Below are 15387 nucleotides of genomic sequence, written 5' to 3'. Positions count from 1 at the left end.
CCGCCTGGGGTGAGCCAGTCACCCCAGGCGTATAGGCCAGGTTTCCTAGTGTTCGCCCGTCACAGCTGGGCGTGGGCTCCCGTCGGCACGGGTTCCACCTTTACCCACTCGCGCGTGGCTCCCGATGTCGCGATCGCTTCATCGACGAGTGCCGCTTGATAACCGTCGGCGAAGTCCGGCCGAATCCGCTCCCCCGTTTCCACGGCCTTCATGAGTTCGTAGGCCTCGATGATTTTGGTCTCGCCGTATCCGATGCCGAGTGCAGGAATCGGCCAGAGTGCTTCGCCGTAGGGCGTGGCCGGACCGGTATATACAGTGCGGAAGCCTCGCCGGTCCGCCGGATCATCGGCAAAGGCAACCTGGAGTTCGTCGCGGCGTTCGTAGTTGAATACCAGGGAACCACGGGTGCCGTGGATCTCGAACGTCAAGAAATTGTTCCGGCCCCAGGCATTTCGCGTGGCTTCCAGCGACCCTACTGCCCCGTTGCTGAACCTGACCAGAGTCACGGCCTCATCGTCGACGTCGACGGTCCCGCGTGGTCCCGAGGAGACTTTGGCCGTGCCGAGGCTGTCGAATCCACCACTTTGCAGCGGGCGCTCCTTGATCCACGTCGAGACGAGGGAATTTACCTCGGCAATTTCTCCGACGAGATAGCGTGCCAGGTCGACGACGTGCGAGCCGATGTCGCCTATTGCACCGGAGCCTGCGAGCTTTTTCTGGAAGCGCCAGCTCAGGGGTGAGTTGGGGTCCGCACTCCAATCCTGCAAGTAGGTGCCGCGGAAGTTTAGGATGTCGCCAATCTCTCCGTTCTCGATGTACTTCCTGGCCAGCACCACGGCCGGGGTTCGTCGATAGTTGAAAGCGACGGCGTTGACCACTCCTGCCCTTTCGACTGCTTCGAGCATGAGCCGTGCTTCGTCTGCCGTTGGTGCCAAGGGCTTTTCACAAATGACGTGCTTGCCCGCGTTCGCGGCGGCAATTGCGATTTCGGCGTGGAGGTGATTAGGCGTGGCGATGTCGACCACGTCAATGGTGGGATCTTCGATGATCTCCTGCCAGGACGAGGAGTGCCGCTCCCAGCCGTAGCGATCGGCTGCGGTCCGGGCCAGTTCGTCGGTAGCGTCTACTACCACCTTCCGGATGGGGCGGGCGGGTGCCGGCCAGAAGAACATTGGCATTGCGGCGTACGCCAGGGAATGGGCTTTGCCCATGAAGCCTCCGCCGATGAGGGCGATGTTTACGTCACGCATTGGTAGCCTCCTGAAGGAATTTGAAATTGTCGGCCGCTGCAGCGCCCGGATCACCGGGGTATCCGTCGAGCTCCACTCCGATCCAGTCGGAGTAACCGAGGGTTGTTATCGCAGAGAGGATGGCGTGAATGTCGAGATCCCCCTCCGCCAGTGGGACAAAGGTGCCCGAAGCTGCGAGGTAGTTTTTAAGATGGACGTAGCTGAGCCGGTCTGCATAGCGTTCGATGATCCTGATCGGATCGCCACCTCCAGCGGCGAGATGGGCAACGTCGGCGCACAGGCCTATGGATGAAGCCGTGAAGAGGGCGTCGATCTGGTCCGGATTTTCGGCGAGGCTGCCCAGGTGCGGATGGTAGCTGGGGATGAGGCCCTCCGCCTCTGCGAGTTCCGCTACTCGTTCCAGCAGCTCTGCCATAACCTGGAAGTCGGAGTCGAGCCGACCGCCGACCCTCACTCCTCCGCCTCCAATAACGAAGTGGCGGGCACCCAGGGAAGCGGCCACCTTGATGGAGCGCTCGAAACGCAGGTATTCCTCCTCGTGGGCGTCTGGATAGATGAAGTGGCCGCCCGAGTAGACACCTGCAAGGACGAGGCCATGGGTTTCCAGGCGGCGTCCGAATGATTGCGCGTCGTCGCCCAAGGCCAACAGGTTGCCGTCGAAGATTTCGACGCCGGAAAACCCTGCTGCGGCTATGGCTTCAAGTGCCGGGTCCAAATCTCCCGGGGTGAAATAGTGTCCGGAAGCCAAATCAGTCACGGCGCCGGGGGTGCCGACAACGTCGCCCCAGGCATTGACTTGGTATGCATACATGGTTCTCGTCCTCTCTTGAGACTTTCCTTCATTCATCGGGCGTCGACATTGCCGTCGAGCCACCAAAGGCGTCCATCGTCATCGGACCTGTCGATGGTTCCCTCCAGTTGGTCCATGAGGCGGCTGAGCTCGGCGACGACGTCGGGATGCCTCCTGCTGAGGTCATAGGACTCCCCGGCATCGGCCTCAATATCGAACAGCTGTGGCAGGGACATAGTGGCGAATCGCTCCGCTCCCCAGGTCTGTCGACGACGGTGCAGCTTCCATTTCCCTTTGCGAACTGCATTCAGTTCGTATCCGTCGAAATACCAGATGGGATCGTGTTCGGGGGCTTCTCTGCCCTCAAGGGTGTCAGCAATGATCTGACCATCCACTGGCTTTCCGTCAGCATCCAGCCCAAGGTAGTGGCAAATGGTCGGCAGCACGTCAACCGACGCAACAGGCGAGTTCACAACCCCTGACCGTGGAAGCTGTCGTGGCCACGAAGCCAGGAACGGGACACGCGTACCCCCTTCCCACGTCTCGAACTTCCGTCCTCGCATACCGCCCGTTGACCCCTCGAACCATGGGCCATGGTCAGCGGTGAACATGAAAATCGTGTCCTCAAGAACGCCTCGCTCCTCAAGGGCGTCGCGTAGTACTCCGACATGATGATCGATGCTCTCAACGGTGTCCCCGTAGGGACCGCCGGCAGACCTGCCCTCAAACTCGGGGTCCGGCTCCAGAGGGTAGTGCGGAGTGGTGAAGGCAACGTACGTGAAAAACGGCTGTCCCTCAGGAACGTTGTCAATGAATTCGATGGCTTCTTCGATATAGCGGCGGGTCAGGGAAGACATATCCGGACCGTCCTCGAGCACTTCCTCATTTCGATACAGGAAGTACGGAGGAGTGTCATTACTGAACGGCAGTCCGAAGTAATGATCAAAGCCGAAACGGAGTGGACCCCTCGCGGGCATCTGTCCCACATGCCATTTGCCGAACGCTCCTGTGGCGTAACCGGCCCTGGACAGGTAGGACGCGATTGTCATCTCGTCCTTATGGAGACCGGTGTCCTCGTCCGGGAACAGAACCCTGCCTACGCCGGTGCGAGCTGCCAGCCGCCCTGTGAGCAGCGACGCCCGGGCCGGTGAACATGTGGGGCCCCCGCTGTACATGGCTGTGGCACGCACTCCGTCCGCTGCGAGCTCGTCGAGCCGGGGTGTAGCGATGACTGTGCCGCCATTGCAGGCGAGGTCTCCGTAGCCGAGGTCGTCACAGATGACGATCACTACATTTGGTCGGGCATTTGATGGTGGTGTCATTTGCCCACGCCTTCCACAACGGAGGATGTGATGAAGTCGGCGACGTTCGGAGCGGACTTGAGGATGCCGAGTTTCGTCATCGTTTCGATCATCTTTTGGGTGATCTTCGTGAAGCCGCCGCCCGGCGTCAGGGAAACGGGTGAACCAGAGTCAGCAAGCGTCGACGAGGTCAGGCAAGGCGATGGCTGGTTGTCGTAGATGATCTGAGCCTGATCGCCGGCAAGGCCGATGCCCTTTTGGAGCGCATCGATGTAGGTGGCCTTGTCCTGATTGACGATGGGAGTCGCCTCGTCGACGGCTGCCAGAAACTTCTGCAACGCAGCCTTGTTGTTGTTGGTGTAGTCCTTTGACGCGATGAAGTTTCCGGTATCCGGAACGCCGAGGTCGGTCGACGTCGTGCCTTTCACGATCCGTGCACCGCTGGAGATGAACTTGGCGCCGACTGAGGCGAACATGAACACGGCATTAAGGTCCCCGCGGTCGAAGCCCGCCACGAGGCCAGCCGGGTCGTAGAACTCAATCTGGACATCCTTGGGAGTCATGCCTGCTTTTTCCAGGGCGATCAGCAGGAAGATGTGCGCCACTGTGTTCTGGGTGGTTGCTACTTTCTTGCCTCGAAGATCCTGAATGGATTGGATGCCGCTGTCCGGCTTGACATATAGGCCAGCCATGTCGCCGGCGTTGTTTGCGATGCTGAAGACTTGGAGCTGTGCTCCCTGCTCGTTGGCTGTAGCCATGGCAGGAACTCCGAAGTAACCCACATCTGCGCTGCCGCCCACCAGGGCGGAGATGAGGGCAGGTCCGGAATCGAACTTTGTGCCTTCAACCTTGACTCCGTGTTTCGCAAAGAGATCATGCTGGAGGGCGTAGTAGAAGTTGGCCTGCAGGCCTTGCGCGTAGGCAACCCGGATGGTGGGCGTCTCACCCGCGCCGCCGCCGGATGAACCGGGGGTGGAGCATGCTGAGAGTCCGAGGGAAAGCGTCAGGGCCGCCACCAGGGCAGTGGCTAACAGACGCAGACGAAAGGTAAACATTTTCGATCTCCGTTGATTCGTAATGTGATGGGTTTGGCTAGGATGTGGCGCCGGTGGTTGTTCTGGCTTCATTTCGGCGAGCGTTGAGCGACCTGAGGAGCGCTGCCTTGAGCTCGACGTAGTCGGGCTCGCGCTGCAGATCCTCGGCCGACTCCGCCATCGCTGCGAGTCCGCTGCGATATACAGAGGTGATGGATCCGGGGATGCCCGAGATGATCATGATGGTTCCGCACAGCGTGATCGCCTCGTCGACGTCGTGGGTGACCATGACCGTGGTGAGCTCGGGGGATGTCGACACGAGATCGCGTAGGAGGACGTACATCTCGCGGCGGGTCAGGGCATCCAGTGCGCCGAACGGTTCGTCCATAAGGAGCACCTTCGGTCGGGTGAGGAAGACCCTTGCCAGAGCTGTTCGAGCCCGCATGCCGCCCGAGATCTGATATGGGAAGAGGTCCTCCGCGTCCGAAAGCCCGACGCGTTCCATGAAGTAGTCGGCTTGGGAGAACATGGCCTTCTTATCGGTGCCGTACGTCCTTGCGTGCCTGGCGCCAAACAGCACGTTCTCCTTTACAGTCATCCATGGGAACAAAGCCGGTTGCTGGAAGAGGTACCCGATCTCCGCCGCAGGTGCCGCGAGGCTACCCCTGCCGTCATTCCAAAGCTTCACTTCGCCACTGGTAGGACTCTCGAATCCTGCAATCAAACGGAGCAGCGTGCTCTTACCGACGCCGGTCGGTCCAATGACAGCGACGCTCTCGTTCGTCTTGATTTCAAGGTCAATCCCCGTGAGTACCTCGCGGCGTCCTCCGCGAACGGAGTATGCCTGGGCTGCACCGGCCAAGGTGATTTTCGTGTCGCCGATCGCGCGGGCCGGCGTTTTGTCCATGGTGTTCATGGTCTGCTCTCTGGTGGGATGGGACGAGAGGATGTTCTTCTGGTTCATCGCGAGACCTGCCAATGCAGCAGGCGATTCTCGAAGTAACGGAACCCGTACTCGAAGGCAACGCCAACCACACCGATAAGGAGAATTCCCACGTAGCCAGTGTTGACGTCGAAAACCTGAGATGAGTTACGGATCATGTAGCCAAGGCCCTGCGATGCGCCGATCAACTCCGCCGCGACCACAACCGCCCAACCGACAGTCAGGGCCGTCCGCAGCCCCGCAAGGATCTGCGGCAGTGCCGGTGGAAGCACGACTTCCCTCAGGAACTGCACTCGGCTCAGTCCATAATTGCGGGCCACAAGGTAGAAATCCTGAGGTACGGCCCGAACACCAAGAGCCGCTCCCGTCGACACGAACAGCACCGCCGTCATGAAGATGACGAATACCTTCGACTGTTCACCGATCCCCAGCCAGATCACGACAATCGGAATCCAGGCAAGTGCCGGGATCGGCCGAAGGAACCCAATGATCGGGCTAAGCAGCCGGTCCAGGAACCGGTTGAGGCCGATACCCAGTCCCAGCGGGACCCCGACGAGAGCAGCCAGCCCCACCCCGAAAAGTGTTCTGCTGATACTTGCCAGGAAGTGCTGCCACAACGGCGTTCCGGTGTAGCCGGACTGCACCAGCGTGACGAGTGCGTCGATGATCCCCTTGGGAGAACCCAGATATCTCGAAGGAATACCCAGGAAGTTGACCCGAGTGAGCACGAACTGCCAAAACAGCAAGCCGAGGACGATCAAGACGAGAGTCGGGCCAAACCGCACGAACCACGACCCGACGTGTCGACCCGCAGATGAGGACGGTGAAGCCGAGCGGGAGGGACCAGCCTCCGTGACGGCGCGCCGCTGAGGAGCTTCAAACTCCTTGGTCCACAACATCAGATGCACCTCTTTCCAATCGAACGACTGACCCGGCGACGGAGTTGGCAACAGGACCGTTCAAGCCGGAGAACGTCGGTTCCAGCCCATGTCGACGGGAGATTTTCTCTAACATGAGTCCAGTCTGAAACTCCCGGATCAATAAGTCGATGGGGTGGAGGTTCTGATGCGATAAGCTGCCCTTATGGAACTTAAGGACATGCTGGCCTTCCGTACTCTCGCGGATGAGTTGCACTTCGGCAGGGCGGCCCAGCAGCTGGAAATGAGTCAGCCTGCGCTCAGCCAGAAGATCCGCAAGCTCGAAGACGAGCTGAACGTTCAACTGCTCACACGGACCAGCCGGGCCGTCGGCCTAACCCAGATCGGTGAGCTGTTCCTCCAGTCATGTCGTAGAACTCTCGCCGAGGCGGAGCGTGCGCGGGAGACCGTACTGGATGCAAGGGACGGTCTTTTTGGCCGCCTGGTCATCGGGTGTCTCGGTGCGGCCGCCAACGGCCCGGTGCCTGAACTCATCCGGCGCCTTCATGCGAAAGAACCGGGATGCATGGTTGAGCTTCAACATTTCCTCGATGCCGGGGCGCAGGTGCGGGCAGTCATCGCAGGGAACATCGATATCGGTTTCGTGCGCTCGGCCGCGCTGGACGACAAGGTTGTGGCCACACACCTTCTTGACGAATCGTTCAAGGCATTCCTGCCTGAGGAACATCCCCTCGCTACACGCACCAGTCTCAGACTTGTAGACCTGCGTGAGCAGCCGATGGTCTTCCTGCCGCGTGAGTTCAACCCTTCGTACTACGACCTGCTTGTCTCTGCCTGCAGGTCCGCGGGCTTCGAGCCATTGGTTAAGGGATACGCTACGAGCTTGGAGACGCAGCTGGCCCTCACAGCCGCGAACGTAGGCATCGCCCTCCTCTCCAGCTCCAATGCGAACATCTCACGCGCCGGGGTCGTGGCCGTAGACATCGACCCGGATGACATAATGGCCCCCCTGTGGATGATTCACGCCAGGTGGCAGCGAAGCCGCCTCGCCGATCTCTTCATAGAGGTTGCAGCCTCGTGAGCCACGGGCTTCCTCCGATAAGGCGGAAATGCCCCCCGCGCTGCCCACGTCCTTAAGGGGACCTATGCAACCGAAGCAGGGTTGTTGCCCTTAAACGCGCGCCGGCAGCCAGCTCCCGTTTCAGTATCTTTCCGCTGGGTCCCAACGGCAGTTCCGTCGTGAATTCGATAATTCGGGGGTACTTGTAGGCGGCCAGCCGGGTCTTGGCAAAGGCGGTGAGTTCCTCCGTCGTGAGCGTGCTTCCTGGGGTTGGGACAATAGCCGCTGCTATCTCTTGCCCGCGGGTCTCGTGGGGAACCCCGAAAACAGCAACGCTGACCACCTCCGGGTGTTGGTTCAGGACTTCCTCGACTTCACGCGGGTAAATGTTATAGCCGTTCCGGATAATCATGTCTTTCTTGCGGTCGAGGATGCGAAGGTAGCCGTCGGAGTCCTTTGTCCCCAGGTCCCCGGTGCGGAACCAACCGTTGACGACCGCTTCAGCGGTGGCTTCGGGGTGGTTGAGGTAGCCCTTGAACAGATTGTGTCCACGGATGACCAGTTCTCCGAGCTCGCCATCAGGCAGTAGTTCGATCCTGTCAGTGACTTCGGGGCGTGCAATCTCAATGTCCACGCCCCAGATTGGGGTACCGATGGTGCCGGGTCGCGGCGTCGTGCCCACATGGTTGAAGCTGGCCACCGGCGAAGTTTCGGTAAGTCCGTAGCCCTCGTGGATCTCGGCCCCAAAGACATCCCGGAAATTTTCCAGAATCGCCAAGGGAAGTGCTGAGCCGCCGGAGATTCCGTAGCGCAGCCGCCGGGGACGGGCGGGATTGGTCTTGGCAGCCTCGAGCAGGGCTGCGTACATGGTAGGCACACCGAAGAACACATCGATTCCGTGTTTGTGAATAAGTTCCAAGGCGGCATTCCCCGTAAATCTGGGGCACATGACAATTGTCGCGCCGGCGCGTAGGCCGGCGTTGAGAACGCAGGTCTGGCCGAAAGTGTGGAACAGCGGCAGGCCACCGAACATGGTGTCGCCAGCCCGGACATCGAAAGTGCCGGTCAGCAGCACATTGACCTGTTCCAAGAGGGCAAAATGCGTGCCGAGGGCCCCTTTGGGTTTTCCTGTGGTCCCCGAGGTGTACAGAATGGTCGCCGTGTCCTCAGGTCTGCGCGGGACATAGCTTTGAATAGGGGCTGCGGTAGCGGCTTCAGCCTCCAGGCGCACAGGAACTCCGGCGCCTTCCGGGGCCATGACGGTGACGACGTCGACTTCCGCCCTTGCGGCCCCCGCGGCGCCTTCTTCCAGCAGCGGCGCAGCACAAACCAACAACTTAGCGCCGCTATCGCGCAAGGCGAACTCAATCTCTGCAGCCTTAAGCAATGCGTGGACAGGAACCACGATCCCTCCAAGGGCAAGGACCGCGTAGTAGGCACGGGCGAAATGTGCCACATTGGGAATGAGGACAGCGACGGGGTCCCCTGGTCCGATGCCGCGCCCACGCAGGGCTCCAGCGTAGGCGCGGGCCTGCTCCCACAACTCCTTGTAGGTGGTCTCTTCCGCGCCGACGATGAGGGCCGTGGCTTCAGGCCTGCGAGCTGCGGCTTCGGCCAGGATAGCGGCGACGCTAATCGTGCCGAAGGCGTTGTGGGCTGGCGTTTTTGTCATGGTGTCATGTCCTTGCATAGCGATTTCAGTCGGTTCAGGCCTTGAGAATCAGGGCATCGCCCTGCCCACCGCCACCGCAGAGGCCTACGACGCCGGTCCCTCCGCCGCGTCGCTGGAGCGCCAACGCCTGGTGGAGGACCAATCGGGCGCCCGAGGCGCCGACGGGATGCCCGAGGGCGATAGCGCCGCCGTCGATGTTGATGCGGTCCGTGCTGATGCCAAGGTCCCTGGCCGACTGAATCACCACGGATGCGAACACCTCGTTGATTTCAATCAGGTCCAAGTCTTCGACTGCCAGCCCATCTTGCTTGAGCGCAAGTTCAATGGCCCGCGAAGGCTGGGAGTGCAGGGCTCCATCCGGACCAGCAGTCTGACCGTGGGCACCGATCTCCGCAATCCACTCCAGGCCTGCCGCAACAGCGGCAGCCTTGCTGGCGATGACCACCGCTGCGGCCCCATCGGAAAGAGGAGAAGAAGAGCCGGCAGTAATTGTTGCTCCGTCCGCGGCTGAAAAGGCGGGCTTGAGCTGGGACAGTACCTCCGTCGTCGTTCCCGGGCGGATGCCCTCATCGGAATCAAGCACAATCGCCGGGCCCTTCCGCTGGGCGATGGTGACGGCAGCAACTTCGTCGGCGAAGATGCCCGCCACGCGTGCCTCTTCCGCGCGCAGATGGGAACGTGCTGCGACCTCATCTTGCTCCTCGCGGGTAATACCGCGGCCAGGGTTGCCTGCATCGGTCGCGGCGCCCATCAGTTCGCCGCTGAACGGATCCTGCAGGCCGTCATAGTACAGGGAATCAACCAAAGGCGCATCCCCAATAGCGACTCCCCTGCGCAGGCCCATGGCCAGGTGCGGGGCGTTGGTCATGGATTCCTGGCCTGCGGCCACCACGAAATCGACTTCGCCGGTCCGGACCATCCGCGCCGCGTCGATCACGGCAGTTAAACCCGACAAACAGAGCTTATTGACCGTTACGGTGGGGACGTCCCAGCCGATCCCTGCACCCAGGGCGGCTTGTCGGGCCGGACCCTGCCCGCGCCGGCCTGGACCACCTGGCCAACGATGACTGCACCGATTTGCCCGGCTTGCACCCCGGTCCGCTCCAACGCGGCAGCTATGGCGTGCGAACCCAATTCACTGGCCGAAAGGGATGAAAGCCCGCCCCGGAAGCGACCGAAAGGGGTACGGGCGCCCCCGAGAATGACGGGGACATTGGTATCTGCGGACATGGGTAGCCTTTCGTAAGTTTCAGTATTCACAGCGGCAAGAGACGGGCCGCGGCGTCGTCCAAGCAAAAGCAGGGATGCCTGTGACCGGGTAGTGGAGAATCTGTACAGGCGGGCGGGAAATCGGCAGCACCACATGGCCCCGCGCCTTCTCATACAGGGCCCGCGCTTCGACTCCCTCTGCCGCAATCCAGAGGGCATCCGCCGCCACGGTTACGGCTTCCACGTAACCGGTCCGGATGACACGACCGTCCTTGAGAATGTGCACCTCATGGCCGGGCAACTCATCCCAGGCGGCCATACCCCAATCACCACCGGACGCGTTGCGGGCGACTGGGGCAAGATCCTCCTCGGTTGCCGGCACGCTCCTATCGACCATCGTCGAACGCCTTCGGCGCAGGCTGGTCGAACGCCTTCGGCGCAGGGTTGCCGAACGCCTTCGGCGCAGTGTGGCGGATTCCGTCCACGATGACCTGCAGGCCGTCCCGGAACAGGGCACTCCCGATCACGATGGGCGGAAGCAAACGGATGACGTTCTCGTGCACGCCGTTCGTCAATGCCAGCACGCCGTTCCCGTGGCAGTAGGCCGATACCGCCTTGGCGCGGCCGGACGCAGGTTCCAGCGTGTCCTCGTCGCCGAACTCGATGCCGATCATTGCACCTCGTACGCGGACATCGATCACCCCAAGCCCAGCCCCAACAAGCGGACGCAGCATCTCAAGTGCGATCCTGCCCAGCTCCGTCGCCTTCTCCAGGACGCCTTCGGTGTCCAGTTGCTCGAACACGGCAAGTGCAGCCTCGCAGGACAGCGGGTTCCCGGCATACGTCCCGCCAAGGCCGGCGGGATGCACGGTGTTCATAATGTCCTCGGGGCCCGTCACCGAGCTCAGCGGCATCCCGTTGGCGAGAGCCTTTGCCGCGACCAGGAGATCGGGAACAACGGCCTCGTATTCGATAGCCCAAATTCGTCCTGTGCGGCCCATGCCGCTCTGGACCTCGTCCGCAATCAGGAGGATGCCATGCTCGTCAGCAATCTTCCGCAAGCCGGCAAGGAAGCCCTCCTGCGGAATCAGGCAGCCTGCCTCGCCGAGGATAGGCTCGATGATCATGGCTGCAAATGACATCGGATCGTGCTGAGCCAGCGTGGCTCGGACACGGTCCAGCGAATCCTCTACCGTGCCCTCCAGGCCGCGCGGCGACGTTGGCACCGGCACGTGGATGACATCGTTCGAGAAAGGCCCGAAGCCGGTCTTGTAGGGGTGTGCCTTGGAGGTCAGGGACATCGTCATGTGGGTCCGGCCGTGGTAGGCGCCGTCGAAAGCGAGGAGCTTCTGTCGCCCGGTGAAGTAACGGGCGATCTTCACCGCGTTCTCGTTCGCCTCAGCTCCTGTGGAGAAGAGCGCGGTGCGCTTTTCCGTGTCGCCAGGGGCTCTCGCGTTCAGCCAGCGGCAAACCTCCACGTAGCTCTCGTATTCGGTGGTCATGAAGCACGTGTGGGTGAACCGGTCGAGTTGTGCCCGCAAGCGCTCCCGGACGCCTTCGTTCGATGCACCGAGCGACGTCGGTCCCAGGCCTGAGGCGAGGTCGATGATGCGGTTCCCGTCGACGTCGAGGAGGATGCCGCCGTCGGCCCTGTCAATGAATACAGGCAGTTGCGCGCCGAATCCGTTCGACACATGGGCGCGCCGTTCGAGCATCAGCTCCTGCGAGCGCGGACCGGGGATCGTCGTGGCCAGATATCGTTCCTGCGGTACTCCGGGAGGCGGGGGAAGTGGTGGTCGCGGGTCCGACCCTGCGACCAGCTGGTCAATGGTGCTCATGACGTCCGTTCCTCCATGTATTCGGCGATGAAGCCTGTGTTGAATGTGCCGCTCCTGAACGTCTTGGTGGCGAGGACTTTCCGGTGGAATCCCGCGGTGGTAACCACGCCTTCGATCCTGAACTCAGTCAGGGCCCTCAGGGTCCTCTCGATCGCTTCATCCCGGTCCTGTCCCCAACAGATGAGCTTGCCGATCATGGAGTCGTAAAAGGGCGGGATGGTGGAGCCGCCCTCTATGTGCGTGTCCAGCCGAACGCCGAACCCGCCGGGTGCCCGGAAGTCGCGGATCGTTCCCGGGCTGGGGGCGAAGCCGAGATCCGCGTCCTCTGCATTAATGCGGCATTCGATGGCATGGCCCCTCACCTGAACATCGTCCTGTGTGAAGCCGAGTTTCCCGCCGCCGGCGATCTGCAGTTGCAGCTTGATCAGGTCGATTCCGGTGACCATTTCAGAGACTGGATGCTCAACCTGGATGCGGGTGTTCATCTCGATGAAGTAGTACTCGCCGGTTGCGTTGTCGAAGACGAACTCGACAGTTCCGGCGTTCGTGTAGCCGACTTCTTCGCAGAGGGAGACTGCTGCCTTTGCGAGGCCTTCCCTGGTCTCATGGTCGAGCACCGGTGATGGCGCTTCCTCCACGAGCTTCTGGTTGCGACGTTGCGCGGTGCAGTCCCGTTCGCCCAGATGCAGGGTTGTCGTGCCGTCCGAGACCACCTGGATCTCGATATGACGGATGTCGGTTAGGTAGCGCTCGATGTAGACGGATGGATCGCCGAAGGCGACTTCGGCCTCGGCCATGATTTCTGCGAGGTCTGTTGCCAGGGTGGCAGCTACCTGGACAACACGCAGCCCGCGCCCGCCCCCGCCGGCCGCTGCCTTGATCAGCAGTGGAAACCCTACCTGCTCCGCTACACGGAACGCCTCATCCTGATCGGCGATGGCTCCGTCGGATCCCGGAACAGTCGGCACGCCGGCCTGTCGGGCAATCTTCTTCGCCTCGATCTTGTCACCCATCCGGCGGATGACCTCCGACGACGGTCCGACGAAGCCAACTCCTTCGACCTCACACAGCGCCACGAAGTCGGCGTTTTCTGACAGGAACCCGTAGCCGGGATGTATAGCATCGGCTCCACTCCCCTGCGCTGCCGCGATCACGGCATGGGCGTCACGGTAGCTGAGCTTCGCCGAGGCGGGGCCGATGCACAAAGCCTCGTCGGCGAGCCTAACGGGCAGCGAATCGCGGTCGACTTCCGAATGCGCGATGATGCTGCGGATCCCGAGTTCCTTGCAGGCGCGGATCACGCGCAGCGCAATCTCCCCCCGGTTGGCGATCAGCACAGTTGAAAGCGTCATGAGGCGCCCTTCCTGATGACGATCAGGGGCTGGCCGTACTCGACGAGTGACTCGTTTTCTGCCAGCACGCGGACGACTGTTCCCTCGACTCCGGCCTCGATGTTGTTCATGAGCTTCATGACCTCGACAATGGCGAGAACGCTGCTCGGCTGAACACGGTCGCCGACCGAAACGAAGGCTGGAGCGCCCGGCTGGGGTGAGGCGTAGAAGGTACCGAGCATGGGCGCGGTAATCAGTACCTCATCCTGGGCGAGTTGATCGGCGTCGTGCCTTGCTTCCTGCTCCCCTACGGCAGGTGCGGGCACCACGATCGGTGTTGCGCGCGTGGGCTCCGGCTCCTTCATTGGGACCGACGGCTCGGCAGCCACGGGGGCTCCCTGGGCCACGCCGCCGGCGCGGTTCCGCGATACGAACAGTTCGACGTCGCCGAATTTGAGCGACAGTTCGCGGACGTCTTCTGCAAGATTCACCCAATCAACGATCGCCTTGAGTTCCTTCATGTCGGGCAGGCTATTGGCCATCTTCTGTGTTTCCTTTTTCCAGGGTGATCCGCAGATCGCCGCTCGTCAGTGCCTGTCGGCCGGTTGGGGTGCTGTTGTACAGCGAGGTGATGAGGTCCAGCGTCGGCATCGGATTCCCTCCGGTGACGCCGCCCTCCGACACGACCTTCTTCATGTCGTCCACTTGTGTCCCTGCGAACTGTGCACGCAAAAGCCACAGGTCCATGTCTTCGTCCGGATACCGCTGCCGAAGTGACGGAAGCATCGGCGCTAGCGGCTCGGGCAGCTCTGCGATGTTCGAGGATCCGTTGGCCAGGATCTTCTCGCGCGCCGCCGGGTCCAAGGGTGCCAACGGTTTGCCGTAGTAGCCGAGTGCGTACTTCTTCACCTCATTCGGGACCACGCCGTAGCGCTCCCCGCTCATAACGTTCATGACCGCCTGGGTTCCCACATGTTGGGCGAAAGGAGTGATCATGATGGGGTACGCCAGTTCGGCACGCACGCGGGCAACTTCCTGCATCAGCTCATCGAAGCGATCGGCGAGGCCAGCTGCCTCCAGCTGGGACTGAAAGTTGGACAACATCCCACCGGGGGTTTGGTGCATGTAATGCATCCCTGTGTACTCGTGCGGAACGCCAACAGGCTTGTCCTCTTCCTCGGCGATGCGGGAAAGCTTCCGGCTGATCGCAGCAACGCGCTCGTCGTCGACGTTCACCGTGTAGCCAAGCGCTCGCAGATCACGAACAGTGCCCTGTGTGGAGGGCTGCCCGTTGCCGGAGGCGAGCGGCGCGATGGAAGTGTGCACAGAGTCGGCACCAAGTTCCACAGCTTCCAGGCACACCAGCGGCGCCAGACCTGTAAGGCTGTGCGTGTGTACCTCAAGGGGACGGTTGCCGATCACTGCTTTCAATGCCGGCACAAGAGTGCGGACCCGATCCGGAGTCAGCAGTCCTCCGGCGTCCTTAAGCATGATCCGGTCGACGTTGGCCTTTTCGATCAGTTCCTGGGCCTTGGCGACAAACAGCTCGTCGGTGTGCACCGGAGACTCGCAGAACGACACCGCGCCGAATGTCTCAGCGCCAAGGTCTTTCGCCCGAAGAAGGGCCGCAGAGATATTGTCCACATCGTTGAGGCCGTCGAATGCGCCAATCTCACGGAATCCGTTGGCCACGAGGCGGTCAACCCACGCCGCGATGATGTCATCGGGCAGGAAGTCGAAGGACGCCAGGTTCTTTGAGCGGATCAATGCCCGGAAGGTGGTGTTGGGCGCGTGCCGGTGCATCAGCCGAATCCGCTCCCAGGGGTCCTCCTTCAGGTAGCGGACTGCCACATCAAACTGGATGGGCGCCACAAGATCCACGTGTTCAAACCCGGCGTCATCAAACTCTTCGATCATTTCAAGCATGTGGGAGGTGCGCATCCGCGTCGCCCAAAGGCTCTGATGGCCGTCGCGCAGGGTGGTGTCGATAATTTTCACTTCGCGGCGGCTGTGTGGGGGCCGTCCGCCGCGGCTCATGACTTCCGCGATGTTCACGGTGGCTTTTTCAAGCATGTGCCTCA

General features: G+C 61.6%; 13 protein-coding genes and 1 pseudogene. 1 reads left to right on the top strand and 13 read right to left on the bottom strand.

Annotation, left to right across the window (positions count from 1 at the left end):
• Window positions 1-59: 59 nt before the first annotated feature.
• From ACFX4T_RS04475 to ACFX4T_RS04450, 6 genes are read right to left on the bottom strand one after another with little or no spacing between them, the layout of a single operon-like run.
• Window positions 60-1250: a Gfo/Idh/MocA family protein gene (locus ACFX4T_RS04475; protein WP_377650931.1), complete on the bottom strand. Its 1191-nt coding sequence runs from the start codon at window positions 1248-1250 to the stop codon at window positions 60-62.
• On the bottom strand, window positions 1243-2061 hold the full coding sequence (locus ACFX4T_RS04470; RefSeq protein WP_377650930.1) for a sugar phosphate isomerase/epimerase family protein: 819 nt from the start codon (window positions 2059-2061) through the stop codon (window positions 1243-1245). The genes ACFX4T_RS04475 and ACFX4T_RS04470 overlap by 8 nt, the downstream gene beginning before the upstream one ends.
• Before the next feature lie 32 nt (window positions 2062-2093).
• Complete coding sequence (locus ACFX4T_RS04465; RefSeq protein ID WP_377650929.1) at window positions 2094-3362, bottom strand: sulfatase-like hydrolase/transferase; 1269 nt, start codon at window positions 3360-3362, stop codon at window positions 2094-2096.
• The gene (locus tag ACFX4T_RS04460; RefSeq protein WP_377650928.1) at window positions 3359-4396 is read right to left on the bottom strand and encodes an ABC transporter substrate-binding protein; all 1038 of its coding nucleotides are present in this window, start codon (window positions 4394-4396) and stop codon (window positions 3359-3361) included. Before ACFX4T_RS04460 ends, ACFX4T_RS04465 begins: the two co-directional genes overlap by 4 nt.
• A gap of 37 nt (window positions 4397-4433) precedes the next feature.
• Window positions 4434-5339 carry an ABC transporter ATP-binding protein gene (locus tag ACFX4T_RS04455; protein ID WP_377650927.1) on the bottom strand — a complete coding sequence of 302 codons (906 nt, stop codon included), beginning with the start codon at window positions 5337-5339 and terminating at the stop codon, window positions 4434-4436.
• Window positions 5336-6217, bottom strand: coding sequence for an ABC transporter permease (locus tag ACFX4T_RS04450; protein WP_377650926.1), 882 nt, complete (start codon window positions 6215-6217; stop codon window positions 5336-5338). Before ACFX4T_RS04450 ends, ACFX4T_RS04455 begins: the two co-directional genes overlap by 4 nt.
• 184 nt (window positions 6218-6401) lie before the next feature.
• On the opposite strand from ACFX4T_RS04450, the gene ACFX4T_RS04445 reads away from it, so the two are divergent.
• Window positions 6402-7277, top strand: coding sequence for a LysR substrate-binding domain-containing protein (locus ACFX4T_RS04445; RefSeq protein ID WP_377650925.1), 876 nt, complete (start codon window positions 6402-6404; stop codon window positions 7275-7277).
• Window positions 7278-7329: 52 nt separating this feature from the next.
• Here the strand turns inward: ACFX4T_RS04445 and ACFX4T_RS04440 are convergent, their stop codons facing one another.
• The 7 genes and pseudogenes from ACFX4T_RS04440 to ACFX4T_RS04410 all read right to left on the bottom strand — a co-directional run bounded on the left by ACFX4T_RS04440 (window position 7330) and on the right by ACFX4T_RS04410 (window position 15379).
• The gene (locus tag ACFX4T_RS04440) at window positions 7330-8928 is read right to left on the bottom strand and encodes a long-chain fatty acid--CoA ligase (RefSeq protein ID WP_377650924.1); all 1599 of its coding nucleotides are present in this window, start codon (window positions 8926-8928) and stop codon (window positions 7330-7332) included.
• Between the two features lie 34 nt (window positions 8929-8962).
• Window positions 8963-10158: pseudogene (locus ACFX4T_RS04435) on the bottom strand (acetyl-CoA C-acyltransferase).
• Between the two features lie 19 nt (window positions 10159-10177).
• On the bottom strand, window positions 10178-10534 hold the full coding sequence (locus ACFX4T_RS04430; RefSeq protein WP_377650923.1) for a hypothetical protein: 357 nt from the start codon (window positions 10532-10534) through the stop codon (window positions 10178-10180).
• Window positions 10524-11975, bottom strand: a complete 1452-nt coding sequence (locus ACFX4T_RS04425) for an aminotransferase class III-fold pyridoxal phosphate-dependent enzyme (protein ID WP_377650922.1) — start codon at window positions 11973-11975, stop codon at window positions 10524-10526. The genes ACFX4T_RS04430 and ACFX4T_RS04425 overlap by 11 nt, the downstream gene beginning before the upstream one ends.
• Window positions 11972-13327 carry an acetyl-CoA carboxylase biotin carboxylase subunit gene (gene accC, locus ACFX4T_RS04420; protein ID WP_377650921.1) on the bottom strand — a complete coding sequence of 452 codons (1356 nt, stop codon included), beginning with the start codon at window positions 13325-13327 and terminating at the stop codon, window positions 11972-11974. Before accC ends, ACFX4T_RS04425 begins: the two co-directional genes overlap by 4 nt.
• Window positions 13324-13848, bottom strand: a complete 525-nt coding sequence (gene accB / locus ACFX4T_RS04415; protein ID WP_377650920.1) for an acetyl-CoA carboxylase biotin carboxyl carrier protein — start codon at window positions 13846-13848, stop codon at window positions 13324-13326. Before accB ends, accC begins: the two co-directional genes overlap by 4 nt.
• Window positions 13838-15379 (bottom strand): pyruvate carboxylase subunit B, encoded by a 1542-nt coding sequence (locus ACFX4T_RS04410; protein WP_377650919.1) that lies wholly within the window; start codon window positions 15377-15379, stop codon window positions 13838-13840. Before ACFX4T_RS04410 ends, accB begins: the two co-directional genes overlap by 11 nt.
• Window positions 15380-15387 lie beyond the last annotated feature (8 nt).

Origin of the sequence: Paenarthrobacter sp. YIM B13468 (assembly GCF_042788025.1) — a bacterium.
Lineage (GTDB): Bacteria > Actinomycetota > Actinomycetes > Actinomycetales > Micrococcaceae > Arthrobacter > Arthrobacter aromaticivorans.
Note: the sequence above shows the minus strand (reverse complement) of the source record. Positions and strands in the feature narration are given on the sequence as shown.

Coding starts and splice junctions, on each gene's coding strand:
- ACFX4T_RS04475 (WP_377650931.1), bottom strand. CDS start 1,250: ATGCGTGACGTAAACATCGCCCTCATCGGCGGAGGCTTCATGGGCAAA.
- ACFX4T_RS04470 (WP_377650930.1), bottom strand. CDS start 2,061: ATGTATGCATACCAAGTCAATGCCTGGGGCGACGTTGTCGGCACCCCC.
- ACFX4T_RS04465 (WP_377650929.1), bottom strand. CDS start 3,362: ATGACACCACCATCAAATGCCCGACCAAATGTAGTGATCGTCATCTGT.
- ACFX4T_RS04460 (WP_377650928.1), bottom strand. CDS start 4,396: ATGTTTACCTTTCGTCTGCGTCTGTTAGCCACTGCCCTGGTGGCGGCC.
- ACFX4T_RS04455 (WP_377650927.1), bottom strand. CDS start 5,339: ATGAACCAGAAGAACATCCTCTCGTCCCATCCCACCAGAGAGCAGACC.
- ACFX4T_RS04450 (WP_377650926.1), bottom strand. CDS start 6,217: ATGTTGTGGACCAAGGAGTTTGAAGCTCCTCAGCGGCGCGCCGTCACG.
- ACFX4T_RS04445 (WP_377650925.1), top strand. CDS start 6,402: ATGGAACTTAAGGACATGCTGGCCTTCCGTACTCTCGCGGATGAGTTG.
- ACFX4T_RS04440 (WP_377650924.1), bottom strand. CDS start 8,928: ATGACAAAAACGCCAGCCCACAACGCCTTCGGCACGATTAGCGTCGCC.
- ACFX4T_RS04430 (WP_377650923.1), bottom strand. CDS start 10,534: ATGGTCGATAGGAGCGTGCCGGCAACCGAGGAGGATCTTGCCCCAGTC.
- ACFX4T_RS04425 (WP_377650922.1), bottom strand. CDS start 11,975: ATGAGCACCATTGACCAGCTGGTCGCAGGGTCGGACCCGCGACCACCA.
- accC (WP_377650921.1), bottom strand. CDS start 13,327: ATGACGCTTTCAACTGTGCTGATCGCCAACCGGGGGGAGATTGCGCTG.
- accB (WP_377650920.1), bottom strand. CDS start 13,848: ATGGCCAATAGCCTGCCCGACATGAAGGAACTCAAGGCGATCGTTGAT.
- ACFX4T_RS04410 (WP_377650919.1), bottom strand. CDS start 15,379: ATGCTTGAAAAAGCCACCGTGAACATCGCGGAAGTCATGAGCCGCGGC.